Source organism: Brevibacillus sp. LEMMJ03 (assembly GCF_007197875.1).
GTDB classification, from domain to species: domain Bacteria; phylum Bacillota; class Bacilli; order Brevibacillales; family Brevibacillaceae; genus Brevibacillus; species Brevibacillus thermoruber.
The window spans coordinates 210,059-235,790 of the sequence record NZ_VKJN01000004.1; the positions used below are offsets into that span (position 1 = coordinate 210,059).

The 25,732-nt window shown below is 57.7% G+C and carries 27 protein-coding genes; 25 read left to right on the forward strand and 2 right to left on the reverse strand.

The window, feature by feature from the left end; all coding sequences use genetic code 11:
• The first annotated feature begins 312 nt into the window (after nucleotides 1-312).
• The gene (locus tag FOI68_RS07345; RefSeq protein ID WP_044898002.1) at nucleotides 313-762 is read left to right on the forward strand and encodes a YhcN/YlaJ family sporulation lipoprotein; all 450 of its coding nucleotides are present in this window, start codon (nucleotides 313-315) and stop codon (nucleotides 760-762) included.
• A 106-nt stretch (nucleotides 763-868) separates the two neighbouring features.
• On the opposite strand, the gene FOI68_RS23350 is transcribed toward FOI68_RS07345, so the two are convergent.
• Nucleotides 869-1,237, reverse strand: a complete 369-nt coding sequence (locus FOI68_RS23350; protein ID WP_185973897.1) for a hypothetical protein — start codon at nucleotides 1,235-1,237, stop codon at nucleotides 869-871.
• Nucleotides 1,209-1,436, reverse strand: coding sequence for a hypothetical protein (locus FOI68_RS23355; RefSeq protein WP_185973898.1), 228 nt, complete (start codon nucleotides 1,434-1,436; stop codon nucleotides 1,209-1,211). Before FOI68_RS23355 ends, FOI68_RS23350 begins: the two co-directional genes overlap by 29 nt.
• A gap of 279 nt (nucleotides 1,437-1,715) precedes the next feature.
• On the opposite strand from FOI68_RS23355, the gene FOI68_RS07360 reads away from it, so the two are divergent.
• The 24 genes from FOI68_RS07360 (at nucleotide 1,716) to flgG (ending at nucleotide 25,717) form a co-directional block, all read left to right on the forward strand.
• Nucleotides 1,716-2,030 carry a YbjQ family protein gene (locus FOI68_RS07360; protein WP_029098930.1) on the forward strand — a complete coding sequence of 105 codons (315 nt, stop codon included), beginning with the start codon at nucleotides 1,716-1,718 and terminating at the stop codon, nucleotides 2,028-2,030.
• Nucleotides 2,031-2,446: 416 nt separating this feature from the next.
• On the forward strand, nucleotides 2,447-3,340 hold the full coding sequence (locus tag FOI68_RS07365) for an AlbA family DNA-binding domain-containing protein (protein ID WP_065066546.1): 894 nt from the start codon (nucleotides 2,447-2,449) through the stop codon (nucleotides 3,338-3,340).
• 42 nt (nucleotides 3,341-3,382) lie between these two features.
• Nucleotides 3,383-4,438: a hypothetical protein gene (locus FOI68_RS07370; RefSeq protein WP_143862765.1), complete on the forward strand. Its 1,056-nt coding sequence runs from the start codon at nucleotides 3,383-3,385 to the stop codon at nucleotides 4,436-4,438.
• Between the two features lie 188 nt (nucleotides 4,439-4,626).
• Entirely contained in the window at nucleotides 4,627-5,787 is a 1,161-nt protein-coding gene (gene sucC / locus FOI68_RS07375) for an ADP-forming succinate--CoA ligase subunit beta (protein WP_029098934.1), read from the forward strand.
• 80 nt (nucleotides 5,788-5,867) lie between these two features.
• Nucleotides 5,868-6,797: a succinate--CoA ligase subunit alpha gene (gene sucD, locus FOI68_RS07380; protein ID WP_029098935.1), complete on the forward strand. Its 930-nt coding sequence runs from the start codon at nucleotides 5,868-5,870 to the stop codon at nucleotides 6,795-6,797.
• A 154-nt stretch (nucleotides 6,798-6,951) separates the two neighbouring features.
• On the forward strand, nucleotides 6,952-8,070 hold the full coding sequence (dprA, locus tag FOI68_RS07385; protein ID WP_255433399.1) for a DNA-processing protein DprA: 1,119 nt from the start codon (nucleotides 6,952-6,954) through the stop codon (nucleotides 8,068-8,070).
• Nucleotides 8,071-8,176: 106 nt separating this feature from the next.
• Nucleotides 8,177-10,255 carry a type I DNA topoisomerase gene (gene topA, locus FOI68_RS07390; protein ID WP_143862767.1) on the forward strand — a complete coding sequence of 693 codons (2,079 nt, stop codon included), beginning with the start codon at nucleotides 8,177-8,179 and terminating at the stop codon, nucleotides 10,253-10,255.
• Between the two features lie 21 nt (nucleotides 10,256-10,276).
• A complete protein-coding gene (gene trmFO / locus FOI68_RS07395; RefSeq protein WP_035297323.1) occupies nucleotides 10,277-11,599 on the forward strand; it encodes an FADH(2)-oxidizing methylenetetrahydrofolate--tRNA-(uracil(54)-C(5))-methyltransferase TrmFO in 1,323 nt (440 codons plus the stop codon).
• Nucleotides 11,600-11,655: 56 nt separating this feature from the next.
• Nucleotides 11,656-12,597: a tyrosine recombinase XerC gene (gene xerC, locus FOI68_RS07400; protein WP_143862768.1), complete on the forward strand. Its 942-nt coding sequence runs from the start codon at nucleotides 11,656-11,658 to the stop codon at nucleotides 12,595-12,597.
• 16 nt (nucleotides 12,598-12,613) lie between these two features.
• Entirely contained in the window at nucleotides 12,614-13,156 is a 543-nt protein-coding gene (gene hslV / locus FOI68_RS07405; RefSeq protein WP_029098940.1) for an ATP-dependent protease subunit HslV, read from the forward strand.
• A 19-nt stretch (nucleotides 13,157-13,175) separates the two neighbouring features.
• Complete coding sequence (hslU, locus tag FOI68_RS07410; protein WP_029098941.1) at nucleotides 13,176-14,570, forward strand: ATP-dependent protease ATPase subunit HslU; 1,395 nt, start codon at nucleotides 13,176-13,178, stop codon at nucleotides 14,568-14,570.
• A gap of 36 nt (nucleotides 14,571-14,606) precedes the next feature.
• Nucleotides 14,607-15,386, forward strand: a complete 780-nt coding sequence (codY, locus tag FOI68_RS07415) for a GTP-sensing pleiotropic transcriptional regulator CodY (RefSeq protein ID WP_029098942.1) — start codon at nucleotides 14,607-14,609, stop codon at nucleotides 15,384-15,386.
• 382 nt (nucleotides 15,387-15,768) lie between these two features.
• Nucleotides 15,769-16,182 (forward strand): flagellar basal body rod protein FlgB, encoded by a 414-nt coding sequence (gene flgB, locus FOI68_RS07420; protein WP_029098943.1) that lies wholly within the window; start codon nucleotides 15,769-15,771, stop codon nucleotides 16,180-16,182.
• Between the two features lie 3 nt (nucleotides 16,183-16,185).
• Nucleotides 16,186-16,641, forward strand: a complete 456-nt coding sequence (gene flgC, locus FOI68_RS07425) for a flagellar basal body rod protein FlgC (protein WP_029098944.1) — start codon at nucleotides 16,186-16,188, stop codon at nucleotides 16,639-16,641.
• A 15-nt stretch (nucleotides 16,642-16,656) separates the two neighbouring features.
• Entirely contained in the window at nucleotides 16,657-16,956 is a 300-nt protein-coding gene (gene fliE / locus FOI68_RS07430; RefSeq protein WP_029098945.1) for a flagellar hook-basal body complex protein FliE, read from the forward strand.
• Nucleotides 16,957-16,985: 29 nt separating this feature from the next.
• Nucleotides 16,986-18,563: a flagellar basal-body MS-ring/collar protein FliF gene (gene fliF / locus FOI68_RS07435; RefSeq protein ID WP_029098946.1), complete on the forward strand. Its 1,578-nt coding sequence runs from the start codon at nucleotides 16,986-16,988 to the stop codon at nucleotides 18,561-18,563.
• A gap of 14 nt (nucleotides 18,564-18,577) precedes the next feature.
• Nucleotides 18,578-19,591, forward strand: coding sequence for a flagellar motor switch protein FliG (gene fliG / locus FOI68_RS07440; protein ID WP_029098947.1), 1,014 nt, complete (start codon nucleotides 18,578-18,580; stop codon nucleotides 19,589-19,591).
• The gene (gene fliH, locus FOI68_RS07445; protein WP_029098948.1) at nucleotides 19,575-20,393 is read left to right on the forward strand and encodes a flagellar assembly protein FliH; all 819 of its coding nucleotides are present in this window, start codon (nucleotides 19,575-19,577) and stop codon (nucleotides 20,391-20,393) included. The genes fliG and fliH overlap by 17 nt, the downstream gene beginning before the upstream one ends.
• Entirely contained in the window at nucleotides 20,390-21,706 is a 1,317-nt protein-coding gene (fliI, locus tag FOI68_RS07450; RefSeq protein ID WP_029098949.1) for a flagellar protein export ATPase FliI, read from the forward strand. Before fliH ends, fliI begins: the two co-directional genes overlap by 4 nt.
• Nucleotide 21,707: 1 nt before the next feature.
• Entirely contained in the window at nucleotides 21,708-22,154 is a 447-nt protein-coding gene (gene fliJ, locus FOI68_RS07455) for a flagellar export protein FliJ (protein WP_035297325.1), read from the forward strand.
• A 12-nt stretch (nucleotides 22,155-22,166) separates the two neighbouring features.
• Entirely contained in the window at nucleotides 22,167-23,066 is a 900-nt protein-coding gene (locus FOI68_RS07460; RefSeq protein WP_029098951.1) for a magnesium transporter MgtE N-terminal domain-containing protein, read from the forward strand.
• A gap of 69 nt (nucleotides 23,067-23,135) precedes the next feature.
• The gene (locus tag FOI68_RS07465) at nucleotides 23,136-24,374 is read left to right on the forward strand and encodes a flagellar hook-length control protein FliK (RefSeq protein ID WP_143862769.1); all 1,239 of its coding nucleotides are present in this window, start codon (nucleotides 23,136-23,138) and stop codon (nucleotides 24,372-24,374) included.
• 24 nt (nucleotides 24,375-24,398) lie between these two features.
• Entirely contained in the window at nucleotides 24,399-24,794 is a 396-nt protein-coding gene (locus FOI68_RS07470) for a TIGR02530 family flagellar biosynthesis protein (protein ID WP_029098952.1), read from the forward strand.
• Between the two features lie 104 nt (nucleotides 24,795-24,898).
• Nucleotides 24,899-25,717, forward strand: a complete 819-nt coding sequence (gene flgG, locus FOI68_RS07475; RefSeq protein WP_029098953.1) for a flagellar basal body rod protein FlgG — start codon at nucleotides 24,899-24,901, stop codon at nucleotides 25,715-25,717.
• Nucleotides 25,718-25,732: the final 15 nt, after the last annotated feature.

Genomic DNA, 25,732 nt, shown 5'->3' on the forward strand with positions numbered 1-25,732 from the left:
ACCGGTTACAAATACTGTGGAAAAAACTTGCCGAGCGTATCGGAGTGGAAACATCCGTCCGGGACTGGACTTGGCCGATATGGTGGAGGCGCGAAGAGAAGACCACGGGCGAATCGTTCACAACAACACGGTTTGCCCGTGGTCTGACTGTGTTACAGGGCATTTGGCCGCGTGGTCACCCGCGAATGAACGGCAAGGAGGCCGGCGTCGACAACACCGTTTCTGCAGCCGGTAATGCAAGATTTTCTATTCATACAAAAGATATTCAGGGGAAGGGTATGGGTATGCGATTTAAAATAGGGAGGTTTCGATTTGCGTACCTTGCTTTGTGTGTTGTCCCTGTTCCTGCTGGTAACCGGCTGTACCCAGCCATCCAAACCGGAGACGAAAGCCAAGTCTGCGGCAGAAGATCCTCTTTGCAAGCCGACACCGATCCGCCATTTTGATTGGGAACAACAAGCGAAATCGATTGCGGAACAGGTGGACGGCATTGACCACGCGGTTGCCGTGCACATCGACAAGAAATTGGATGTCGCCATCCACGTGAGCAACTTTAATCGCCTCCGATTGGAATCCATTGAAAAAGAAGTGGCGCAAAAATTGAAAGCCGCGTTTCCTCAGGCAAAGGTTCATGTTTCCTCCGACAAAAAGATCATGGCTGAACTGCAGAAGCTGTACGAAACGCCGTGGTCGACACAGCCCGAAGAAGCGTGCAAACAGAAGAAAAACCTGAAGCGGATTGAAAAGCTGATGAAGGGATAACGCGGGAAAGCCCTTCTCAAATGAGGAGGTCTTCGCTTTGGTTTACCTCGGTCGGCTACACCTCCCGCGGCAGTTGGCCGCCGAGACCCTGCCGGATGGATCACGTTTACCCTTGAATGGTGAAACGGCCGACAATAGGCGGCCGCGATTTGACGAATACGCTCTTTAGAGAAAACGATGTCTGTCTGTTCATGGACAAGGAGGGATCCGTATGAATCACGAACGGGAAGAAGAGAATCCGTTCAGCGATCTGTTCGTAAGCAATCCAGGGGCGGACATTCCGGGGATTGGCCTGCAGGAAAGGCCGCAGAACGAAGCCCGGCAGCATGGACCGCAGGACGTTCAGCAGGCGATGCAGCAGACCCGCGAGCAAATGGCGCCACCAGCCGTGCCCTGTCAGCAGCAGGGACAGCAGAATCAGGCGGCCAAACAGCAAATCGATCAGTTTATTCAGGAATCCAAACAGGATCTGCAAGAAGGAGCACTTGGTCATAGCCAGCAACAGCAGCAACAGCAGCAACAGCAGCAACAACAACAGCAACAACAGCAATAACAACAGCAATAACAACAGCAATAACAACAGCAATACCAACAGCAATACCAACAGCAATACCAACAGCAATACCAACAGCAATACCAACAGCAATACCAACAGCAACAATGGCAACCTGCATCAGGGAAGCAGCAAACGAAATCTGGCGGACGTGGCCGCGAACGAACGGCGGCAGGCGGACAGCCCACAGGTACGGTAAGCGGGGGTTCGCGAGCGAAAGCAGGTCCCCAACGTCTCGGATGCCGTGTCAAAACGCCAAAACCTGCGCCACGCCGCTTCTGTGGAGGACGAGAGGAATAGGCCCTTCCGGCGCTGTGTGGGGAAAGTGTGCAACCAAACCGCGGCCCCAACCGTAATAGTAGTAGGAAATCGAACATGATCCATAGGGGGAGGCATTCACATGCTCATTTCAACCACCAGCACCTTGCAGGGCAAAGATGTTGAGGAGTATCTGGGCATTGTCAGCGGCGAAGTGATTTTGGGGGCCAACGTGGTCCGCGACTTTCTGGCGGGCATCACCGACATCATCGGCGGCCGCAGCGGGGCGTACGAGAACAAGCTGGCCGAAGGCAGGGAACTGGCGATCCGGGAAATGACGGAGAAAGCGAGAGCCTTGGGGGCAAATGCCATCATCGGCGTGGATTTGGACTTCGAAACGCTGCGCGAAGGCATGATGATGGTGATCGCGACGGGAACAGCGGTACGGGTGAAGTGACAGTCGGGCGTCTGCCCGGCTTTCTCTTTGGGGCGAAGCGGGAGAGCAAAAACAAGCGGAGCAAAAAAATGCTTTACTCCGACTGGTTGGCAATACTATTCTAACAAGAGAATTGATGTTTTCGAAATTGTCCGCAAATAAACAGCGCCGCCGGAAACGTTTCGCATCGCACAAGGGGAGACGGACTCCCGTTGACGCAGTAGCTCATCCTACGAAAGAACCAGGACCAGATGAAAGCGGGGCGGCGGCAAGGCCGTTCCGAAAAAACGGCGGAAGCGCCGGGCGCAATCCGTCATCGGCTGGCAGTGGGACACAACCCCACGCCCCGGCCCCATGGGAGAAAAAAACTGGTCAAGCCCTGGAGCCCTGCGATAAAATAAGACCTGCGAACTACCGCATCCAAAATGAGGGAAATCATGCGCCACTTTTGTACCTTTTTGGCTGTCGTCAAAAAGCTGGAAGAACACACCGTGCATTTTGACTTCTACCACCTGTCGAAGCAGCCCCAGCCGGTGCGCCAACTGCTGAAGGCGAACGCCTGGCTGCCGCGCCATTACTTCGACTACCTGCTGTACAGCGGCGTGCTGGAAGTAGACAGCGGGCAGCCGTATGTGCCTGCGCCCGCCCAGCCGGCCGCGATCGGGATGAACATCAGGTCACTGGGAAGCACCGTGGTGTTCGACATGTGTTTTTCGCCGCAAACCTACAAGCTGTGGCAAAAGGCGGACGCGTTTCTGGACGACCTTTCGCTTGCGGCCGACGTGTTTGAGGAATACGTCTACCGGTTGGGAGCGATCAGCCGCTTCCGCCATTTGGGACGCGTGGACGATCCGGTGGTCGCCGCACAGCTTGGCGAAAACGACATGATCGAATTCAAGCGCGATTTTCTCTTGTCCAAAGGCGGCATCATCAAATCGGTGGTGGCGTTCGCCAACTCCAACAACGGCAACTTGTTCCTCGGCATCTCCGACGAGGGCGAGATCATCGGCGTCAACCACGAGCTGAAACAGTACGGTGACCCGGACAAGTACCTGCTGGCCATCACCCAGTACATCCAGGACAAAACGACACCGTTTCTTTCGCCGTTTCCAAAGATTTCATTAAAAAAGGTACAGGACAAATACGTCGTGGCCATCTTCGTCGAGGTGGGCTCCGAACTGGTTTGCGGATTGGACAAGAACGGCGACAAATACGTCGCGATTCGCACCAACAACCGCTCGGTCATCGTGAAGGACCCGCACCAGATCGGCGAAATATACGTCAAGCGCAAATTGGGCAGTGAAATCAGCCGTCGATTGGGGCTTTTGTAGGAACGTCTGCCAAGCCAGCGAACACGATGGGAGGATACCTGCATGAAAAGGACCTTGCGTGCGTATGTGTTTCCGGTACTGATGGCCGGTCTTTTGATGGCCGGCTGCTCCGAGGGCGTCAAAGGAACGGAGTCCGACATGAAAAAGCAGTTGGACGCCGATCTGGGAGCCGTGGAAAAGGTAACCGTGCTCTCCACGGACGGTCAGGAAGTCCCCCTCGCCCTGGACGAATTTCTCAAGGAACTTCCCGAGCAGGGAAAAGACCTGCAGGTTTCCCCGCAGCCCCTGAAGCGGGACGAGATCCGCTATACGCTGGTGCTCTACCGGCACAAGCTGGCCCCGTTGGTGGTGGAAGTGGGCAAGCAGGCAAGCCAGTACGGAGAGAATAGCTATCGCGGGCCAGGAGCCGACCGCTTTTACCAATGGATCCATCGGGAGGCGGGAAAAGGGCTGCTGCCGGCAGCGGTCCAAACGGCGGTGGTCTCCGCCGAAGACCTGGGCCAAACGGTTACGCTCGGCAAAACCCAGGCGGAATTTCTCCAGGGGGTGCTTGCGGCCGCGACCCCGCTGAGCGACAAGGAAATCGATCAGTACCCGCTGTATCCGCATTACCGGCTGCGCATCGATACAGGGGGACGCTCCCTGCACATCACCATGCTGACGCCGACACTGGTGTCCATTCCATTCGGCCGGGAAACCCATTACTACAGCATCCAGGGTTCGCTGTTTTCGCAGCTCACCCAATGGCTGCCGCCGCGGCGGACGGCGGGTGATGCGTTTGACAGGCTGTTTCAGGCGTCGAAAATCCGCGTGGAGCCGTCCGGGGACGCAAGCGTGGCGTCTGTCGAGCAAAGCGCGACGGAAACGACGGTGGAGCAGGGGAAAGCGCATCAGTGCGTCCGGCTGCTGAAAGGCGGCGTGGCGCTTGCCGGTCAGCCGAAGTCGCCGGGCAGCGAGCGCTACCGCCTCATCTTTTCCGTCGAAGAGAGCGAAGTGACCGTGCACGTCTACGACCGCCACATTCGCTTCAACGACAACTGGTATGCCCACGAGCGCTTGGACGACGAACTGCTGACCCTTTTGCGGACAAAAAAGTAAGCCGAATCCTCATGAAATTTCCGTCTTCTGGTCACGATAGAAGAGAACATGTCAATATCACTACCACTTTTGCGATTTTTGTCGTAGAATAGTTACGTTGCACTGATAAAGGCAGTTTTGTGACTGGCCGAAAAACCTTGTGCCGGGGCGAACCTGCCGATCTTTATTTGCCATTAGGAGGATGGAGAATGAACATTCACGAGTATCAAGGCAAAGAGATACTGAAGCAGTACGGTGTAAAGGTTCCCGAAGGGCGCGTGGCGTTCACCGTGGATGAAGCGGTGGAAGCGGCCAAGGAACTGGGCACGCAGGTTGTCGTCGTGAAAGCGCAAATCCACGCCGGCGGCCGCGGTAAAGCGGGCGGGGTAAAAGTGGCGAAAAGCCTCGACGAAGTCCGTACATATGCTCAAGAGCTTCTTGGCAAGGTTCTGGTTACTCACCAAACCGGTCCGGAGGGCAAAGAGGTAAAACGCCTCCTGATTGAGCAGGGCTGCGACATCAAAAAGGAATACTACGTCGGTCTTGTGGTTGACCGTTCGACAGGCCGCGTCGTCATGATGGCCTCCGAAGAGGGCGGTACCGAAATCGAAGAAGTGGCAGCCCGCACGCCGGAAAAAATCTTCAAGGAAGTCATCGACCCGGTTACCGGCCTGACGCCATTCCAAGCGCGCAAGCTGGCGTTTGCGATCAATATTCCGAACGAACTGGTAAACAAAGCCGTCAAGTTCATGATGGGCCTGTACCAGGCATTTGTCGAAAAAGATTGCTCCATCGCCGAAATCAACCCGCTCGTGGTTACCGGCGACGGCGAAGTCATGGCGCTTGACGCGAAGCTGAACTTCGACAGCAACGCGCTGTTCCGTCACCCTGAGATCGTCGCGCTGCGCGACCTGGACGAGGAAGACGAAAAAGAGATCGAAGCGTCCAAATTCGACCTCTCCTACATCGCCCTGGACGGCAACATCGGCTGCATGGTAAACGGCGCTGGCCTGGCCATGGCGACCATGGACATCATCAAATTCTACGGCGGCGAACCGGCCAACTTCCTCGATGTGGGCGGCGGCGCTACCGAAGAAAAGGTAACCGAAGCGTTCAAGATCATCCTGAAAGACCCGAAAGTAAAAGGAATCTTTGTCAACATCTTCGGCGGCATCATGAGATGCGACGTCATCGCAAACGGCGTTGTCGCTGCTGCGAAACAGGTGAAACTGGATCGTCCGCTGGTTGTCCGTCTGGAAGGCACCAACGTGGACCTTGGCAAGAAAATCCTCAGCGAATCCGGGCTGAACATCGTGGCGGCCGATTCCATGGCGGACGGCGCTGAGAAGATCGTAGCGCTGGTTCAATAACGAACGGTTCCGGACGCACCGGTGAAAAGACATTTTCGAGAAGTATCTATACGCGATGAAAAAGGTGGGACATATACGCGATGAGTATTCTCGTGAACAAGCATACAAAGGTAATCACCCAGAACATGACCGGTAAAACCGGTATGTTCCATACCAAAGGCGGACTTGAGTACGGCACCCAAATGGTTGCAGGGGCAGTTCCCGGCAAAGGCGGCACGGTTGTCGATTTCACGCTGGACAACGGCAGCACTGTTTCGGTTCCGGTGTTTAACACGGTAGCGGAAGCAAAAGAAGCAACCGGTGCCAACACGTCGGTCATCTACGTTCCGCCGGCGTTCGCGGCCGACGCCATCATGGAAGCGGTCGATGCCGAACTGGATCTGGTCATCTGCATCACCGAGGGCATCCCGGTTCTCGACATGGTGAAAGTGAAACGCTACATGGAAGGCAAAAAGACCAAATTGATCGGCCCCAACTGCCCTGGCATCATCACGCCGGGCGAGTGCAAAATCGGCATCATGCCGGGCTACATCCACACCCCGGGTAAAGTGGGCATCGTATCCCGCTCCGGTACCCTGACCTATGAAGCGGTACATCAAACCACGACCCGCGGTATCGGTCAGTCCACGGCCGTCGGTATCGGTGGAGACCCGGTAAAAGGCATGGAGTTCATCGACGTGCTGAAACTGTTCAACGAAGACCCGGATACCGAAGCGGTCATCATGATCGGGGAAATCGGCGGTACCGCCGAGGAAGAAGCGGCTGAATGGATCGCGGCCAACATGAAGAAACCGGTTGTAGGCTTTATCGGCGGTCAAACCGCTCCTCCGGGAAAACGCATGGGCCACGCCGGTGCGATCATCTCCGGCGGCAAAGGAACGGCAGCCGAGAAGATCGCCAAGCTGGAAGCGTGCGGCGTTCGCGTGGCGAAAACGCCGGCGGTCATCGGCGAAACGCTGGTGGAAGTGCTGAAAGAGCGCGGCCTGCTGGAAAAAGTCATGAACAAGTAAGTCAATCCGGCCGGTTTTCAGGTGCCGAAAGAGGACAAGCATGGACGCTTGCCCTCTTTCTTTTTTGTGCCCGCCGCTGTCTCCGTGTACAATAGCAGGCGAAACGTCTCGGCAGATGCAGCCGGACAAACAGGAAAAGACGGGAGGCGGTCGGGTGAAGGGCGGAAGTGATCGACTGGAAGAGCGGGATTGGCTGTACGCGATGATCAGGCTGAACGGACTGGGGCGAAAAAAGCTGCGGGAGCTGTACCGGCGCTGGGGATCGTTCGCGCAAGCGGCGGTCAACTGGGAGACGGTGTCTGAGGAGAGCGGCGTCCGTGCCAGGCAGGCGCAGACATGGGCCGATGCGCTTGCGCCGGCCGCCGTGCTGGCGGCGAAGCGGGAACGAATCCGCGGCGGCATCTCGTTCGTATGTTTCTGGGAAGACGAGTTTCCCCCGCTGCTCAGGCACATTCCGGACCCGCCGCTGGCCTTGTTTTACAAAGGGGATGTGTCGCTGCTCAAGCGGCCGGCCATCGGTGTCGTGGGCGCCCGCAAACCGACCGCGTACGGACGGGCGGCGTGCCGCCACCTGGTCAAACAGTTGGCCGAAGCCGGCATGGTGATCGTCTCCGGCCTGGCGTACGGGATTGACGCTGAAGCGCATCAGGCGGCACTCGGCGCCGGGGCTCCGACCGTCGGGGTGATGGGCTGCGGCATCGATCAGGTGTATCCCGCGTTTCACCGGCCGCTCTACGCGGAGATTGGGTCTTGCGGCCTGCTTCTTTCGGAGTATCCGCCGGGGACTCCGGCGAAGCCGGGCCTGTTTCCCGAGCGAAACCGGATCATCAGCGGGCTGAGCCTCGGCGTGCTGGTCGTGGAAGCGGCGGAACGCAGCGGATCGCTGATTACGGCCGATTGTGCGCTGGAGCAGGGGCGGGAGGTGTTTGCCGTCCCCGGGCCGATTTTTTCCGAGGTGAGCGCGGGTCCGCATAACTTGCTGAAACAAGGTGCAAAGCTAGTAACAAACGCGGCCGATGTGCTGGAGGAATTGGGTGCATGGCCGGAGGCGCAGCCTGTCACGGACCGTCAGCCTGCCGGTGAAGGAGGGGCCAAGCTGGGGGAAGAGGAAAGCAACGTGTTCGCGCTGATCGGCTGCGAGCCCGTCCACGCCGACGAGCTGGCCGATGCGCTCGCGCCGCCGGAACGGCAGCGGCTGCATCAGACCTTGCTCACGCTGGAAACAGGCGGCTTCATTGTCAGCTTGCCCGGAGGCTATTTCGCCAGAAGGTGACCCCGGCCGATTTCCTCCCGCAGCATCAGGCCTTGCAGGTGTTTGACAAATCGGATAAGCATATTTAATAATAGGGGAGATTCCTTACTGAAAGGGGAGGAAATAAATGGCTGACACGCTTGTGATTGTCGAATCCCCAGCGAAAGCGAAAACGATCGGAAAATATCTGGGAAGCAAATATATGGTGAAAGCGTCCATGGGCCATGTGCGCGACCTCCCAAAGAGCCAGATGGGTGTTGACGTATCGAAAGGATTTGAACCGAAATACATAACCATTCGCGGCAAGGGGGACGTGCTCAAAACCCTCAAGGACGCCGCCAAGAAAGTAAAAAAGGTATACCTGGCGGCGGACCCGGACCGCGAAGGGGAGGCGATTGCCTGGCACTTGGCGCAGTACCTCGGGCTGGACATGAGCCAGCCGCTGCGCGTGGTGTTCAACGAGATTACCAAAGACGCCATCAAGGAGGCGTTTAAACACCCCCGTCACATCAACATGGACCTGGTGAACGCCCAGCAGGCGCGGCGGATCCTGGACCGGCTGGTCGGCTACAACATCAGCCCGATTTTGTGGAAAAAGGTGCGCAAGGGGTTGAGCGCCGGGCGCGTCCAGTCGGTGACGGTCAAGCTGATCATCGACCGTGAGCGGGAAATCCAGCGATTCGTGCCGGAGGAGTACTGGACGATCAGCAGCACGCTCCTGAGCAACGGCAAGCCGTTTGAAGCCAAATTCTACGGATACGGCGACGAAAAAATGGAGCTGAAATCGGAGGCGGACGTCAAAGCGGTGATGGACCGCATTCAGGGGCAGCCGTACGTGGTGCAGAAGGTGACCAAACGGGAGCGCAAGCGCAATCCCACGCCGCCGTTCATCACCAGCTCGCTGCAGCAGGAGGCGGCCCGCAAGCTGAACTTCCGGACGGCCAAGACGATGCGGATCGCGCAGGAGCTGTACGAAGGGATCGATCTCGGCGGCAAGGAAGGTACGGTCGGTCTGATCACCTACATGCGTACCGACTCCACGCGCGTTTCGGTGACGGCGCAAGAGGAAGCCAAAGCGTACATCTTGGAGCACTTCGGAGCCGATTACGTCCCGGCCGAGCCGCGTGCCCAGGTGAAAAAGGAGAATGCCCAGGATGCCCACGAAGCAATTCGGCCGACCTCGGTGATGCGCACGCCGGACCAGCTCAAGGATGTGCTGAGCCGCGACCAGCTTCGCTTGTACCGGCTGATCTGGGAGCGCTTCCTCGCCAGCCAGATGGCGTCGGCGGTGCTGGACACGATGAGCGTGGACATCGAGGCGGGCGGAGTGACGTTCCGGGCGACCGGTTCCAAGGTAAAGTTTCCCGGCTTCATGAAGGTATATATTGAAGGAAGCGACGACGGCAAGGAAGAGGAAACGTTCCTGCCGCCGATTGAAGAGGGGCAGACGCTGGAATTGAATGCAATCGAACCGGCCCAGCACTTTACGCAGCCGCCGCCCCGCTACACCGAGGCACGGCTGGTCAAGACCCTGGAAGAACTGGGGATTGGACGCCCCTCCACCTACGCGCCGACCCTGGAGACGATCCAAAAACGGGGCTACGTGGCGCTGGAGGAGAAGCGGTTTGTCCCGACCGAACTGGGGGAGATCGTCATTTCCCTGATCGAAGAGTTCTTCCCCGAAATCCTGGACGTGGAGTTTACCGCCCACATGGAATCCGACCTGGACAACATCGAGGAAGGGATCGCCGACTGGGTGAAGGTGCTCGACGCCTTTTACCAGGATTTTGCCAAGCGGGTCACCGTCGCCGAGGAGCAGATGGAACAAGTGGAGCTGAAGGATGAAGAATCCGACGAGACGTGCGAACTGTGCGGCCGGGTGATGGTGTACAAACTGGGGCGCTTTGGGAAGTTTCTCGCCTGCTCCGGATTCCCCGAATGCCGCAACACCAAGCCGATCGTCAAGGAAATCGGCATCGCCTGCCCGCAGTGTGAAACCGGATCGATCATTGAACGTAAATCAAAGAAGAGCCGTATTTTTTACGGCTGCAACCGATATCCGGAATGCGATTTCGTCTCGTGGGACAAACCAATTGCGCGTCCTTGTCCGAAATGCGGCGGGATGCTCGTCGAAAAGAAGCGGAAAAAGCAGGGCGTCAGCATTGCCTGCACCAGATGCGATTACCAGGAAGAAGCCGATTCCTGAGGACGTGTGGAGGATACCAGCATGAATGAACAACCGTACGTAACCGTGGTGGGTGCCGGGTTGGCGGGCAGTGAAGCGGCCTGGCAGATCGCCCAATCCGGCGTCCGCGTAAAACTGTATGAAATGCGGCCGAAAACGCAGACGCCCGCTCACCATACCGACAAATTTGCGGAGCTGGTCTGCAGCAATTCGCTGCGGGCCAATTCGCTGACCAACGCGGTGGGCGTATTAAAGGAAGAAATGCGCCGCTTTGACTCGGTCATCATCGGCGCGGCGGACAGGTGCGCCGTTCCGGCCGGCGGTGCGCTGGCCGTGGATCGGCACGAATTTGCCCAGTATGTGACGGATGCCGTTCGCAACCACCCGCTGGTCGAAGTGGTGAACGAGGAAGTGACGGAGATTCCCGAAGGCATCGTGGTGATCGCCACCGGCCCGCTCACCTCGCCGGCGCTGTCGGAGAAGCTGAAGGCGCTGACCGGTGAAGAGTACCTGTACTTCTACGACGCGGCCGCGCCGATCATCGAAAGGGACTCCATCGACATGGACAAGGTGTTTGTCGCGTCCCGCTACGACAAGGGAGAAGCGGCCTACCTCAACTGCCCGATGACGGAAGAGGAGTTCAACCGCTTTTACGAAGCGCTGATTACGGCGGAGGAGGTCCCGCTCAAGGAGTTTGAGAAGGAGATCTACTTCGAGGGCTGCATGCCGATTGAAGTGATGGCCAAACGGGGACGTCAGACGATGCTGTTCGGTCCGCTGAAGCCGGTGGGCTTGATCGATCCGCGTACCGGCAAGCAGCCGTTTGCCGTCGTTCAACTGCGCCAGGACAACAGCGCGGCCACCCTGTACAACATCGTCGGCTTCCAGACGCATCTCAAGTGGCCGGAACAGAAACGGGTCTTTTCGCTCATCCCCGGCTTGGAAAACTGCGAAATCGTCCGCTACGGCGTGATGCACCGCAACACGTTCATCAACTCGCCCAAGCTGCTTCGTCCCACCTATCAGTACAAGGAGCGGGACACGCTGTTTTTCGCCGGACAGATGACCGGCGTGGAGGGATACGTGGAGTCGGCCGCATCGGGACTGCTGGCGGGATTGAACGCGGCCCGGCTTGCCAAGGGAGAGGAACTGCTTGTCCTCCCACCGGAGACGGTGATGGGCAGCATGGCTCGGTACATCACCACCGCCGACCCGAACAACTTCCAACCGATGAATGCCAATTTCGGGCTTGTCCCCGAGCTGCCGAAACGCATTCGCAACAAGCGGGAGAAGAACGAAAAACTCGCTGAGCGAGCGCTAGACACAATTCAGAATTTTACACAAAAAAGACACAAATTGAGTTGATATCCGAATTTCGGCTGTGTTACTATATAGGTGCCTTTGAGGAGGGTGCATGCCAGATGGACAAATCGCAGCCGATATCCATAGACGTGGAGCTGTTCACCCGTTACTTGCGCGTCGAAAAAAATGCCTCTCCTCATACGGTGAAGCAGTACGTGGCAGATATTAACGAATTCGTCGCCTTTATGGAACAGCACCAAATCCCCGTATTTGCTGCTGTTTCTTATTTACACGGCCGCTCTTTTCTCGCCCATTTGGCCAAAAGGGGGTTGTCACGGCGCAGCATCGCCCGCAAGCTCTCCAGTTTGCGGAGTCTGTACCGTTTTTTGCTGAGGGAAGGCCGGTTGGAGCAAAATCCGTTTCAACTGGTGTCCACACCCAAGGTGGAAAAAAAGCTGCCCTCCTTTCTGTACCCGCATGAACTGCAACCATTTTTTGACCTGCCTGACACACAGACCCCGCTCGGCATGCGCGACCGGCTCATTTTCGAGCTGCTGTATGCGAGCGGGATTCGCGTGTCGGAGCTGGTGACGCTGACGCTGGATGCGGTCAATGTTTCCATGGGAATCGCCCTGGTGTACGGAAAAGGGGCCAAGGAGCGATATGTGCCGATTGGCAGTTATGCTTGCGACATTCTTCGGAAATACCTAGAATATGGAAGGCCGAAGCTGCTCGCCGGCAACAGCGACCACGGCTATCTGCTTCTCAACTACCGGGGAGAACCGCTGTCCGACCGGAGCGTCCGCCGCATCGTCGACAAATACGTGGAGCAGCACGCCCTGAACCTGCGCGTGTCGCCGCACACGTTCCGCCACACCTTTGCCACCCATCTGCTGAACGCGGGAGCCGATCTGCGGACCGTACAGGAGCTGTTGGGCCACGTCAACGTTTCGACGACGCAGGTGTATACGCATGTGACCAAGGAACGGCTGCGCCATGTCTATGACGCGGCCCATCCGCGCGCGAACGCGAGCCATCCCGGGTCCGCCGGAAGTACATAAGCGGGAGGAATCTGCAATGGAACAGTTTCATGCAACAACGATTTTTGCCATACATCACAACGGCGAAGCGGCCATGGCCGGCGACGGACAGGTCACGTTCGGTAACAGCATGGTGATGAAGCACGGGGCAAAAAAAGTGCGCCGTCTGTACCGCGGCGAGGTGCTGGCGGGGTTTGCCGGCTCTGTCGCGGATGCGATCACCCTTTTTGAAAAGTTTGAAGCCAAACTGGAAGAGTTCCACGGCAACCTGCAGCGGGCGGCTGTGGAGCTGGCGAAAGAATGGCGCATGGATAAGATCCTGCGCCGGCTGGAAGCGATGATGATCGTGATGAACAAGGAGCACCTGCTGCTCATTTCCGGCAACGGCGAAATCATCGAACCGGATGACGGCATTCTCGCGATCGGCTCGGGAGGTAGCTACGCATTGGCGGCAGGCAGGGCGCTGAAACGGTACGCGCCTCATCTGAGCGCCAAAGAGATTGCCGAAGCCGCGCTGCGGACGGCTGCTGAGATCTGCGTGTTCACCAACGACCATCTGGTTGTGGATGAGATGAAATGAAAGGAAGGGAGGGCTCCCTGTGCTGAACCTTGAGCAGTTAACCCCGCGCAAGATTGTGGAACATCTGGACGTATACATCGTCGGGCAGGCCCAGGCGAAAAAAGCCATCGCGGTGGCGCTTCGCAACCGGTACCGGCGCAGTCGGCTGCCGGAACACCTGAGGGATGAAGTGGTGCCGAAAAACATCCTGATGATCGGGCCTACCGGTGTGGGGAAAACGGAGATCGCCCGCAGGATCGCCAAACTGACGGGGGCGCCGTTTGTCAAAGTGGAGGCCACCAAGTTTACGGAAGTGGGCTATGTGGGCCGCGACGTGGAGTCGATGGTTCGCGACCTGGTCGAAGCGGCCATCCGCACCGTAAAGCAGGAAAAAATGGAGGCCGTCAGGGAGAAGGCGGAGAAGCTGGCCAACGACGCCATCGTCAACATCCTCGTCCCTTCGCGCAAACAGCAGCATTCGTTCAAGAATCCGCTGGAGATGCTGTTCGGCGGTCAGCAGCAGCAGACCCATTCGTCCGACACGGAGGACGCGTCGCTGGAACAGCAGCGCCGGCAGGTGGCCTGGCAGCTCGCGGCCGGCCAACTGGAGGACCAGATGATCGAGATCGACGTGGAGGATCAATCCCCGTCCATGTTTGACCTGTTTCAGGTTCCGGGTACGGAACAGATGGGGATGCAGATGCAGGACATGTTGGGCAGCCTGCTCCCCAAGAGGACGAAGAAGCGAAAATTGCGAATTAAAGATGCGCGAAAGGTATTAATTCAACAAGAAGCGCAAAAACTGGTGGATATGGACGAAGTCACGCAGGAGTCGATTCGCCGTGCCGAAAACCACGGTATCATCTTTATTGACGAGATCGACAAAATCGCCGGTAAGGACGGCCGGGGTCCCGACGTCTCGCGGGAAGGCGTTCAGCGCGACATCCTGCCGATCGTGGAAGGTTCGACGGTGATGACCAAGTACGGACCGGTCAAGACCGACCACATCCTGTTCATTGCCGCCGGAGCGTTTCACATGGCCAAACCGTCCGATCTGATTCCGGAACTGCAGGGGCGCTTCCCCATCCGTGTGGAGCTGACCAGCTTGCGGGCGGAAGACTTTGTCCGGATTTTGACAGAGCCCAAAAATGCGCTGCTGAAGCAGTACAGTGCGCTTTTGGAGACGGAAGGCGTCCGGGTGGAATTTACACCGGAGGCGATCCAGGAAATCGCCCGTCTGGCAGCGGAGGTGAACCAGGCGACCGACAACATCGGCGCGCGGCGTCTGCACACGATGCTGGAAAAACTGCTGGAAGACCTCTCCTTCGAGGCTCCGGACATTCATTTGGATGTGGTGCAAATCACGCCGGAGTACGTCCGCGACAAGCTCGGATCGATTGCCGGCAACAAGGATTTAAGCCAGTACATTCTGTAAAACCAATCGATCACTATTATTGGGAGGAACGTAACAATGGATCTGTTATCGAAAACCAGAAGAATTAACCGCCTGCTGCAAAAATCGGCAGGGCATGCCGTCAACTTCAACGAGATGGCGCAAGTGCTGAGTGATGTCATTGAAGCCAACATCTTTGTCGTCAGCCGCAAGGGCAAACTGCTCGGCTTTTCGATTCATCAGGAAGTGGACAACGATCGCATCCGCAAAATGCTGGAAGAGCGCCGTTTCCCGGAAGAGTACAGCCTCGGCCTTCTGAAAGTGGAAGAGACGTCCGCCAACCTGGACGTAGACAGCCCGTACACCATTTTCCCGGTGGAGATGAAAGAAGTATTCCGCACCGGTTGGACCACCATCGTGCCGATCATCGGCGGCGGCGACCGGCTGGGCACGCTGATTCTCGGCCGCGTCAACAACCAGTTTGTCGACGATGACCTGATCCTGGCCGAAGTGGGCGCGACCGTTGTCGGCATGGAAATCCTGCGGGAACGCTCCGAAGCGATCGAGGAGGAAGCGCGCAGCAAAGCGGTGGTGCAGATGGCCATCGGCTCCCTCTCCTACAGCGAACTGGAAGCGGTGGAACACATCTTTGAAGAGCTGGAAGGCAAAGAGGGCCTGCTGGTCGCATCCAAAATCGCCGACCGCGTGGGCATTACCCGTTCCGTCATTGTCAACGCCCTCCGCAAGCTGGAGAGCGCCGGCGTGATCGAATCCCGTTCGCTGGGGATGAAAGGTACCTTCATCAAGGTGCTGAACGAAAAACTGCTGCCGGAACTGGAAAAACTGAAAACTTCTTGACACTTGGAGCCCCTGGAGGCAGGGGGAGAACGTCTCCGGAGTGTGAAAATCCTGTAAAGAAAAGGTGTAGCGATGGTAAAAGCTACACCTTTTTTCCTGGGCACATAGTCCTATTTTTTGTTGTGCAGAATCAAGTTTTTCGAGCCAAAAATACTCGTATCTCTGTAAAATTATAGAATTGCAACAAGGATCGTGCCAAAAACTTAGTAATATCAGGAAGGATAAGGGATTTAGTCCCATTGAATCATTTTGAGAAAAGTTGCCACAATAGGGCTTTTTTCGTTATACCAGTTTTGCTATGATGGAGTCGTATTCTTGTGTCGAATAAGCGAGAAATTCCGAAATTTATGCGGAAAAAGAGCGGAATGAGGGGAGTGGGAAGATGCTGGATAGCTTTCATTTGCAGGTCCTGGAGCGGTCGCTGGACACCGCCATGCTTCGACAACGAACAATAGCAAACAATATCGCCAACGTGGATACCCCTCAGTTCAAAAGCAAGCATGTCGTGTTTGAGGAGCTGCTGCAGCAGGAACTGGCGGGGACTTCGGGACAGCCGAAGCTGGAGGCGTACCGGACGAATGAGCGGCACATTCCGTTTACCGGCACGGGGACGCTGCCGATGCCGCAAATCGTCTCGAATGCCGACAACATGATGCAGCACAACGGCAACGACGTCGATCTGGAGTTTGAGATGAACGAGTTGGCCAAAAACCAGATCTGGTACAATGGTCTGACGCAGCTCACCGCCGGATACTTCCAGAAGCTGCGCAGCGTGATCGAGGGTGGAGGGAGATAGTAGATGAGCCTGTTTCAGGGAATGGATACAAGCGCGTCTGCGCTGACGGCCAACCGCCTGCGGTTGGATACGATCGCGGCTAACATCGCCAACGCCAATACGACCCGCGCCACATTCGTGAACGGGGCCTGGCAGCCGTACAAGCGCAAAATGGTGGAACTGTCGCCGGTAACCGGCCAGTCGTTTGACAACCTGCTGCAGGCGGCGATCGGCACGGTGACCGGCCAGACGGAACAAGGCGTCCGTGTGACGGCGATCCGCGAAGACAACGCGCCGTTCAAACGGATGTACGATCCGACGCATCCGGATGCCGACGCGGAAGGATACGTGCTGCTGCCGAACGTTGACGTGATGAAGGAAATGGTGGACATGATCTCTGCCTCGCGTTCCTACGAAGCCAACGTCACGGTCCTGAACGCAGCCAAAAGCATGATGATGAAAGCACTGGAGATCAAGTAGAAGGAGGCGTAAGGAATGGACATTAGCGCGCTTTCCCGAACGGACGCGATACAGCCAAAACCCCTGACGAAGACGTATACGCCTGCCGAGGTCACGAAGTCCTTTTCGTCCTATCTCTCGGATGCGCTGGATCAGGTCAATCAGGCGCAGGTGGAATCAGCCGTACTGGCGGACCGGTTCGCAGCCGGACAAGTCCAGGACGTGCATCAGGTCATGATCGCCGGTCAGAAATCCGCGATCATGCTGCAAATGGCCTTGCAGGTGCGCAACAAGGTGATTGAATCCTATCAGGAAATCATGCGCATGCCTATCTAACGTTGTCGGTATTCTTGGTGAGGTGAACCATGAACGAACGTCTATCACAGTATAAAGAGCAAGTCTTGGCGAAATGGAATCAGCTTTCGCCCAAGCGAAGGTGGATGATTTCCGGGATCGTGCTGTTTTTGCTCATCTCTCTCGGCCTATACATATACATTGCCTCACAGCCGGTCTACACGCCCCTCTACAACCAGAGGCTGAGTGAACAGGAAATCGGATTGATCAAGCAGGAACTGGAAAGCAAGAAAATTCCCTACCGGATCACGGATAACGGGACCAACATCGAGGTTCCGCAAAAGCTGGCCCAGGATGTCATCGTCGATTTGGCCGCACAAGGAATCCCCAGCCAGGCGGGCATCAATACGGAGATCTTCTCCAACACGCTGGGCGTCACAGACCGTCAGTTTGACGTGATGAAAAAAGAGGCGCTGCAGCAGGAACTGCGCAAAATGCTGGAGCGGGTAAACGGCGTCAGAAGCGCTCAGGTGATGATCAACCTGCCGGAGGAAAGCGTCTGGATCACGGAGAAGCCCGAAACGGCGACAGCCTCCGTCATCGTCGACGTGGAACCGGGTACCCGGTTGGACCAAAAGCAGATCAACGCGCTGTACCTGCTGGTATCCCGCAGCGTGCCCAAGCTGCCGCCGGAAAACATCACGATTTCCGACCAGTACTCCAACCTGCTGGAGTGGAAGGACGGCAGCGAAGCGGAAGGCTCGCTGACCGGGTTCGAGCAGCAGGAAAAAATCAGGGCCAACGTCGAGCGGGAGATCCAGCAAAACCTGTATCAACTGTTGGGTACGATGATGGGCAGGGATAAGGTCATCGTCCATACGTTTATCAAGATGAATTTCGACAAGGAAAACCGCGTGGAAAACCTGGTCGAAGCGCCGGATAAGGAAAACAACGAAGGACTTATCATCTCATCCCAAAAATCATCCAAAACGTTCTCCGGGCAGGGTGCCCCTCCGGGCGGAACGGCGGGAACGGGCGGAAACGCCGTCCCCGGCTATCCAGGAAGCACGCCGCAGGGAAGCAACAGCCAGTACGAGGAACTGAACGATACGATCAACCGCGAAGTAAACCGAATCACCCGCAACATCACGATGAGCCCGTACAAGATCGAGGACATCACGATCAACGTCGGCGTGGAGCCTCCGGAAGGCGGGCAGTTGGATGCTCAGACCATTGAAAGCATCAAACAGGTGCTCCGCAACGTGGTGCGGGTCACGTTAAGCGACAGAGGCGTGCAGTTGACCCAGGAGGAACTGGACCAGCACATCTCCGTCTTGCCGCGTCAATTCTCCGGCAAGGTGGCCGTCGACAGCTCCACCGACTTGACACCGTATTTGTACGGGGCAGGTGCAGTCGCCCTGTTGGCTCTTGGTGCGGTCGCATTCCTTATCTATCGCCGCCGCCGCCAAGCGAAGCTGCAAGAAGAAGAGGTTCCGGACCTGATGCCGCCGCAGCCGATGGAGATTCCGGATTTGACCTACCAGGAAGACACGGATCAAGTGGTGGTGCGCAAGCAACTGGAAAAACTAGCGCGCAGCAAGCCGGACGAATTCGTTGTCTTGCTTCGCACGTGGTTAGCTGAAGACTAAGGAGTGAAAGCAGTATGGCTCGCGGCGCCAAAGAGTTGACCGGACGACAGAAGGCTGCGATTCTTCTCATCTCGCTCGGGCCGGAAATCTCCGCCCAGGTGTTCAAGCACTTGCGCGAAGATGAGATTGAGCAGCTTACGTTGGAAATTGCCAACGTCCGGAAGGTTGATTCCGATGAAAAAGACAAGATTCTTGCCGAGTTTCACCAGATAGCGGTCGCCAAGGAAGTGATCGCCCAAGGCGGGATTACATACGCGAAGGAAATTCTGCAAAAAGCGTTGGGCGAATCGAAAGCGATGGATATCATCAACCGTCTGACCGCCAATCTGCAGGTACGCCCGTTCGACTTTGCCCGCAAAGCGGACCCGGGCCAGATCCTGAACTTTATCCAGAACGAACATCCGCAAACGATTGCCCTGGTGCTCTCCTATCTGGAGCCGCAGCAGGCGGCGATGATTCTCTCCGCGCTGCCGCAGGACCGGCAGGCCGACGTGGCCAAGCGGATCGCGCTGATGGACAGCACGTCGCCGGAGGTCATCGCCCAGGTGGAGCAGGTTCTGGAGCAAAAGCTGTCCGCAACCGTCACCCAGGACTACACCCAGGCCGGCGGTATCGAAGCGATCGTGGCCGTTCTCAACGGCGTGGACCGCGGAACCGAGCGGACCATTTTGGACTCGCTGGAGATTCAGGACCCCGAACTGGCGGAAGAGATCAAGAAGCGCATGTTTGTCTTCGAAGACATCGCCACGCTGGACAACCGTTCCATTCAACGGGTTATCCGCGACGTGGAAAATGCCGATCTTCAGCTCGCGCTCAAGGTGGCCAGCGAGGAAGTACGCGAAGTCATCTTCCGGAACATGTCCAAACGGATGGCGGACACATTCAAGGAAGAGATGGAGTTTATGGGACCCGTTCGTCTGCGCGACGTCGAAGAAGCCCAGTCCCGCATCGTCGCAATCATTCGCCGCTTAGAAGAGGCGGGTGAGATCATCATCGCCCGCGGTGGAGGGGATGATATCATTGTCTAGAATCATCAAGCTGTCCCACTACCAGGCTTCGGACGAGTCGGTTCTCCTCTCGTTGAGGACTTCACCATTACAGACGGTGCAATCTTCCGAAAGGTTGCAAGAAAATCATCAAATGGTAAAAAATGCTGAGGACGAAGCGAAAATCATCCTCCAGGATGCGGAGGAAACCGCGCAGAGCGTGCTTCGCGAGGCCATGGAGCAGGCGGAGGAAATCAAGCGGCAGGCGCTCGCGGAAGTGGAACGCTGGTGGGAGGAAAAACGGCGCGAAGCGGAGGCACTGTTTCAGGAAACGCGGGAACAGGCGAGCCGGGAAGGATTTGACGCCGGTTACGCGGACGGAAAGCGGCAGGCGCTGGAAGAAGAGGCCGGCTGTGTGGAACAGGCCCGTTCCCTTTTGGAGCAGGCGTACGCCGAAAAGGAACGGATCATCGCCGAAGCGGAACCGTTCCTGGTGGAGCTGAGCGTGGACGTAGCGAAAAAGGTGATCGGGACGGAGCTGCACAGCTCGCCGGAGACGGTGCTGGAGATGGTGAAGAAATTGCTGCGCCGCTCACGCGTGCACGGCCACATCACCGTCTGCGTCAATCACCGCCACTACGCGTTTGTACAGGAGCAGCGCGCCCAACTGCTCGCCCTCCTGGACGGGCAGGCGGAGCTCTCCATTTACCCGGATCACACCGTACAGGACGACGGCTGCGTGATTCGGACTCCGCTGGGAAGCGTCGATGCACGAATCGACACGCAATTACATGAAATCAAACAGTGTTTGCTGGACATCGCCAGGGGGAGTGAAGGGACATGACGATCCTCGACCTGGCGAAATACAGACAGGCGCTGGAGAGTATCGACCCGGTGCGGGTCAACGGAAAGGTTACGCAGGTGGTGGGCCTGACGATCGAGTCGCAGGGGCCGGAAGTGAAGCTGGGGGAAATCTGCCAGATCTTCCCGCAGAGCGGCGAGCCCATCATCGCCGAAGTGGTCGGCTTTCGGGACAACAAGGTCCTGCTGATGCCGCTGGGGGAGCTGACTTCCATCGGGCCGGGCAGTGACGTCGTGGCGACCGGCAGTTCGCTGTCCGTCAAAGTGGGACCGGAAATCCTCGGCAAGGTACTGGACGGATTGGGACGCCCGCTGAAGGGAAGCATCCCGCCCGGCCTTGCCACCTATCCGACCAACAATGCGCCTCCCAATCCGCTGCTGCGGCCGCGCATCACAGAACCGCTCAGCGTCGGCGTGCGGGCCATCGACGGGCTGCTGACGGTCGGAAAAGGACAGCGTGTGGGGATCTTCGCCGGTTCCGGCGTCGGAAAGAGCACGCTGCTGGGAATGATCGCCCGCAACACGACGGCGGACATCAACGTCATCGCCCTGATCGGGGAGCGCGGCCGCGAGGTGATGGAGTTTATCGAGCGGGATCTCGGGGAAGAAGGACTGAAGAGGTCGGTTGTCGTGGTCGCCACCTCCGACCAGCCGGCCATGATCCGGATCAAAGGGGCAATGATCGCCACCTCGATCGCCGAGTATTTTCGCGACCGCGGCCTGAACGTCATGCTGATGATGGATTCGGTCACCCGTTTTGCCATGGCGCAGCGGGAAATCGGCCTGGCGATCGGCGAACCGCCGGCGACGCGCGGCTACACCCCGTCCGTGTTTGCTCTGCTGCCCAAGCTGTTGGAGCGGGCCGGCACGGCGGACAAAGGCAGCATCACCGGTTTTTACACCGTTCTGGTCGATTCCGACGACATGAACGATCCGATCGCGGACGCGGTGCGCGGGATCTTGGACGGGCATATCGTCCTCGACCGAAAAATCGCGCAAAAGGGACACTTTCCGGCGATTGACGTGCTTGCCAGCGTCAGCCGGGTGATGAACGAGATCTGCACTGAACGTCATCTTGAAGCGGCCCGCCAGGTAAAGCGGCATCTCGCCACATTCCGGGAAGCGGAAGACCTGATCAACATCGGCGCCTACAAGCCGGGAACCAACCGGGAGATTGACGCGGCGATTCGCTACAAGGACATCATCCGCGATTTTACGGCGCAGGGAACGCACGAACCGTCCGATCTGGACACCACGATTCAGGCGTTAACCGCCCATTTCGGAGGGGTGAACTAGCGTGAACGTGTTCCGGTTTCAACTCCAAAAAGTGCTGGATGTAAAAGAAAAGGAAAAAGAGCAGGCGGAGTGGGCGTTTGGCAAATCCGTGCAGCGAAAGAACGAAGAGGAGCTCAAGCTGTTTCGACTGACGGAGCGCCACGAGGCGGTGACCAACATGCTGCACGAGGCGCAGAGCCAAACCTGCAGCGCGGCCCAGTTGATCGAACTCACGCGGTACCGCCAGGCCGTCGAACAATCCATCGCCAACCAGCGGCGGACGCTGTACGGGTGTGAGCAGGAAGTGGAGCGCTGCCAGCGCAGGCTGGCGGAGCGGATGCGGGAGACGCAACTGTGGCAGCGGCTGCGGGAAAAGGCGCTCGGGCAGTTTCTCTACGCGGAAAGGCTCAGGGAGCAGAAGGAATTGGACGAGATTGGCACGCAGCTCTATCTTCGCAGGAGCAACTGAGGGAGGTTCACGATGGAAGAGATCCAAGAAGAACGGGAGTACAGCAGGTGGGAATGGTTTTTCTACATGATTGCGATCCCCGCTCTGTTTGCCACTCTCCTCGGAGGCGTGCTACTCAGCCTGTTGGGATACAACGTGTTGGGCAGCGTGCTCAGTTGGGCCAACACGATTCCCTACGTGGAAAAAATCGTGCCTGACCAGTACGCGACGGCCGATGCGGAAGAAAAGTCAGTCGACCTTGGCAAACAGGTGAGCAGCTTGCAGGAGGAGCAGGCGAAAAACAAACAGACAATCGCCAGCCTGCAGAGCGAAACGGCGAAAAAGGACGCCACCATTCAGGCGTTGGAAAAACAGGTGCAGGATCTGCAAAAGATGCTCGAGGACAAGCGCACCAGCGAGGAGGAGCGGCAGAAGCAGTATCAGGACCTGGCCAAATTGTACGCGACGATGTCGCCCAAAAACGCGGCGGCCATCGTCGAAAACCTCAGCCTGAGCGAAGCGGTTTCGGTCATGACGAAGATGAAACCGGAGCAGCAGGCGAACATCCTGGCCAAGATGGATCCGAAAAAAGCGGCCGACATCTCCATTCAATTGAAGGATACGGTGGTGAACAAGGACGATGACATCGCCGCGCTGCAGGAACGGGTACAGATCTTGACCAAGGCGCTGAGCGAGACGCGGAAGGATACGACCAGCATCGATTCGCTGATCCAGACCTTCTCGCAGATGCCGGCTGAGGATGCCGCCGCCGTCATCCGCTCGCTGATGGGCACCAACCGCAACCGGGCCATCTCCATCATGGCCGGCCTGTCTCATGACAAACGGGCGCAAATCCTGGCGGCGATCGCCCAGCAGGACAGCCAGCGGAATGAGAACGTGGCTGCCCGCATCACAAGCGAGTTGCTTCGATAGGCGACGGCAATACAAGAACCGCGTCTGTCGTTCTCATAAGCAACAATACAACCCGAGGAGGTGAATGAGATGAATGTAGCCAATGTGAAGGGGGCCCCGGCAGTGTCCGCCACCACATCCGGCGTTTCGGCACAGCAGAAACCGGACGGCGGCGATCTGTTTGCTGCACAAATCGGAAACGCGCTGCAGAATGTGCAGGCGGGGGAACTGCCCCAGACCCTGCCAGGAGAAGCAGGCGCCGAAGACATGGCGCTGCTGGCAGATCTGCTGGCGCTGATCCAACAGCTCTTCCCCACGCTTCACACGCAGGATCCCGAAGAGGTAACCGCTACGTTCACTCAGCGGGGAATCCCGCAGGCAACGGCAGAAAAACTGGCCGATGTGCTCGTATCGTTCGCACGTGCCGAAGGAGGCGCGAAGGTGCCGGAATGGCAGCAGGTGGACAAGCAGGTGGTGGCTCTGCTGAAGCAGTTTGGCGAGGAGCTGCGGGAAGCGGCCGGCAAACAGGCGGGTGACGCCAGGAAGCTGCCGCTCGTCTTGATCCATGGAAAGGGCGGTATTCGGAGCGCTGAACCGTCTGTCGTTCCGGTCCGGCACGCGGAGAAGGAACTCACCATGCAGTCCCTTCGCGTCACGCAGGCCCTGTCCAGCTACCAGGCGGAAGCCGCCGTACAGGTGCGGGGCAGCGGCACACCAGCGCAGCAGACGCTGAACGTGCAGGCTTCGCCGCTGGCGGAATCGGATTCAGCCCTTCTGCCTGAGCAGGCGGCTGTCCTTCCGTTCCACCAGGTGGCCAGTCATGGCCGGATTTCGCAGCAGCCGGTGACATCCCATCCGGTACACGCGCATCAATTTGCGCAGCAAGTCACGCAGCTGTTTGTCCAGCAGATGAAAATCACGCAGGGGAACGGCGTGCACGAGGCCAAACTGATTCTCCACCCGCAGTCGCTGGGACAAGTGGACGTGATCATCACAGCCCGTGACGGGGTGATTACGGCTCAGTTTTCCGCGGAAACGGCGGCCGGCAAGGAATTGCTGGACAACCAGCTTCCGCAGCTTCGCGCGGCGTTGACCCAGCAAGGCCTGCAGGTGGACCGCCTGGAAGTGAATCAGCAGCAGGCGAGTTCGTTTGCCTTCCAGCAGCAGCGGGAACAGGCACGTCAGCAAGGCGATGGACGCCAACGACAGGAACAGCAGGAAGATCAGGCGGAATTTTCGCTGGACGCCCTGCTGGAGGAAAGTGATGTTGCCGCGGTTGGGCGGGAGTTTGGCCGCGCTGCCATGAACGGCATCCGCTATCCGGTCTAGCTGTTCGTGAAAGGGGGACCCGCCATGCACACGTTTTACGTGGGGCAGACCTACTTTCCCAACAAGCCAAAGCGGCCAGCCGCTGTCAGCCAAACCGGCGCGGAACCGGCCGGCAAACCGTTTCGCCACTACCTCGCCGAGTCCGTTGGCCAAGCGGAAGGCCCCAAGTCCCTCACGTTCAGCCAGCACGCTCTGACGCGTCTGCGCGAACGGGGGATTTCGCTCAACGAAGCCGAGCTGAACCGACTGCAGTCGGCCGTGCAAAAAGCGGCTGACAAAGGGGCGAAAGAATCGCTGATCATGATGGACAACGTCGCCTACGTCGTCAGCATCATCAATCGAAAAGTGATCACCGCCGTCGACGTCGTCAGCATGAAGGAAAACGTGTTTACCAACATCGACAGCGCGGTCTTTGCATGACAGGATCACAGGGCTGGACCTCTCGGAGGAAGCCCGCCGGCTGCCGACTGACCGAGGCAGTCGACAAAAGACCCGATACCCATTTGTGAAGGAGGAATTGCGTTATGCTTCGTTCCATGTACTCCGGCATTTCCGGTCTGCGCGGTTTTCAAACCAAACTGGACGTAATCGGCAACAACATCGCCAACGTGAACACGGTGGGATTCAAGAAGGGCCGCGCGATGTTTCAGGACATTCTCAGCCAAAACATTGCCGGTGCGACCGCTCCAACCGACGGCGGGAAAGGCGGATCCAACCCGATGCAGGTCGGACTGGGATCGCAGATCGGCTCCATTGACACCGTGTTTACGGCGGGCAGCCCGATGACCACCAACGTGCCGACGGATTTGTCGATCGAAGGGGAAGCGTTCTTCATGGTAACGCCGGATGACGGTACGACCTACTACTACACCCGTGCCGGCAACTTTACCCGCGACGCGCAGGGCTTTTTGGTAAACCCGCAAGGTTTGAAGCTTGTTGACATGTCCGGTGATCCGATTCAGATTCAGCGGAACGCAGGAATCGTCTCCTACTCCATCGGAAAAGACGGGGTCATCACCACGGTGGATGATCAGGGGACGCTGGATTCTTCCATCCAGATCGGGCTGATGACGTTTGAGAATCCGGCCGGTCTCAAGAAAATCGGCAACTCCCTGTACGAATATACCGTCAACGCAGGGGCTTACGGAGATGCTCCCGATACCCCGATCGATGCGGCAACCGCCAAAGTGAACATCATCTCCGGCCAGTTGGAGATGTCCAACGTGGACCTGTCCGAAGAGTTTACCGAGATGATCGTGGCTCAGCGCGGGTTCCAGGCCAACTCCCGCATCATCACCACGTCTGACACCGTGCTGGAAGAACTGGTCAACCTGAAACGATAACGCCTAGCGGATGAG

What these genes read in the sequence shown, in the direction of transcription:
- trmFO (WP_035297323.1), top strand. Translation starts at nt 10,277, where the DNA reads ATGAATGAACAACCGTACGTAACCGTGGTGGGTGCCGGGTTGGCGGGC.
- sucD (WP_029098935.1), top strand. Translation starts at nt 5,868, where the DNA reads ATGAGTATTCTCGTGAACAAGCATACAAAGGTAATCACCCAGAACATG.
- FOI68_RS23355 (WP_185973898.1), bottom strand. Translation starts at nt 1,436, where the DNA reads ATGCAGGTTGCCATTGTTGCTGTTGGTATTGCTGTTGGTATTGCTGTT.
- FOI68_RS07465 (WP_143862769.1), top strand. Translation starts at nt 23,136, where the DNA reads ATGAATGTAGCCAATGTGAAGGGGGCCCCGGCAGTGTCCGCCACCACA.
- FOI68_RS07365 (WP_065066546.1), top strand. Translation starts at nt 2,447, where the DNA reads ATGCGCCACTTTTGTACCTTTTTGGCTGTCGTCAAAAAGCTGGAAGAA.
- flgC (WP_029098944.1), top strand. Translation starts at nt 16,186, where the DNA reads ATGAGCCTGTTTCAGGGAATGGATACAAGCGCGTCTGCGCTGACGGCC.
- fliG (WP_029098947.1), top strand. Translation starts at nt 18,578, where the DNA reads ATGGCTCGCGGCGCCAAAGAGTTGACCGGACGACAGAAGGCTGCGATT.
- FOI68_RS07470 (WP_029098952.1), top strand. Translation starts at nt 24,399, where the DNA reads ATGCACACGTTTTACGTGGGGCAGACCTACTTTCCCAACAAGCCAAAG.
- codY (WP_029098942.1), top strand. Translation starts at nt 14,607, where the DNA reads ATGGATCTGTTATCGAAAACCAGAAGAATTAACCGCCTGCTGCAAAAA.
- hslV (WP_029098940.1), top strand. Translation starts at nt 12,614, where the DNA reads ATGGAACAGTTTCATGCAACAACGATTTTTGCCATACATCACAACGGC.
- FOI68_RS07370 (WP_143862765.1), top strand. Translation starts at nt 3,383, where the DNA reads ATGAAAAGGACCTTGCGTGCGTATGTGTTTCCGGTACTGATGGCCGGT.
- flgB (WP_029098943.1), top strand. Translation starts at nt 15,769, where the DNA reads ATGCTGGATAGCTTTCATTTGCAGGTCCTGGAGCGGTCGCTGGACACC.
- FOI68_RS07460 (WP_029098951.1), top strand. Translation starts at nt 22,167, where the DNA reads ATGGAAGAGATCCAAGAAGAACGGGAGTACAGCAGGTGGGAATGGTTT.
- fliH (WP_029098948.1), top strand. Translation starts at nt 19,575, where the DNA reads ATGATATCATTGTCTAGAATCATCAAGCTGTCCCACTACCAGGCTTCG.
- flgG (WP_029098953.1), top strand. Translation starts at nt 24,899, where the DNA reads ATGCTTCGTTCCATGTACTCCGGCATTTCCGGTCTGCGCGGTTTTCAA.
- fliE (WP_029098945.1), top strand. Translation starts at nt 16,657, where the DNA reads ATGGACATTAGCGCGCTTTCCCGAACGGACGCGATACAGCCAAAACCC.
- FOI68_RS07360 (WP_029098930.1), top strand. Translation starts at nt 1,716, where the DNA reads ATGCTCATTTCAACCACCAGCACCTTGCAGGGCAAAGATGTTGAGGAG.
- sucC (WP_029098934.1), top strand. Translation starts at nt 4,627, where the DNA reads ATGAACATTCACGAGTATCAAGGCAAAGAGATACTGAAGCAGTACGGT.
- xerC (WP_143862768.1), top strand. Translation starts at nt 11,656, where the DNA reads ATGGACAAATCGCAGCCGATATCCATAGACGTGGAGCTGTTCACCCGT.
- topA (WP_143862767.1), top strand. Translation starts at nt 8,177, where the DNA reads ATGGCTGACACGCTTGTGATTGTCGAATCCCCAGCGAAAGCGAAAACG.
- fliF (WP_029098946.1), top strand. Translation starts at nt 16,986, where the DNA reads ATGAACGAACGTCTATCACAGTATAAAGAGCAAGTCTTGGCGAAATGG.
- fliI (WP_029098949.1), top strand. Translation starts at nt 20,390, where the DNA reads ATGACGATCCTCGACCTGGCGAAATACAGACAGGCGCTGGAGAGTATC.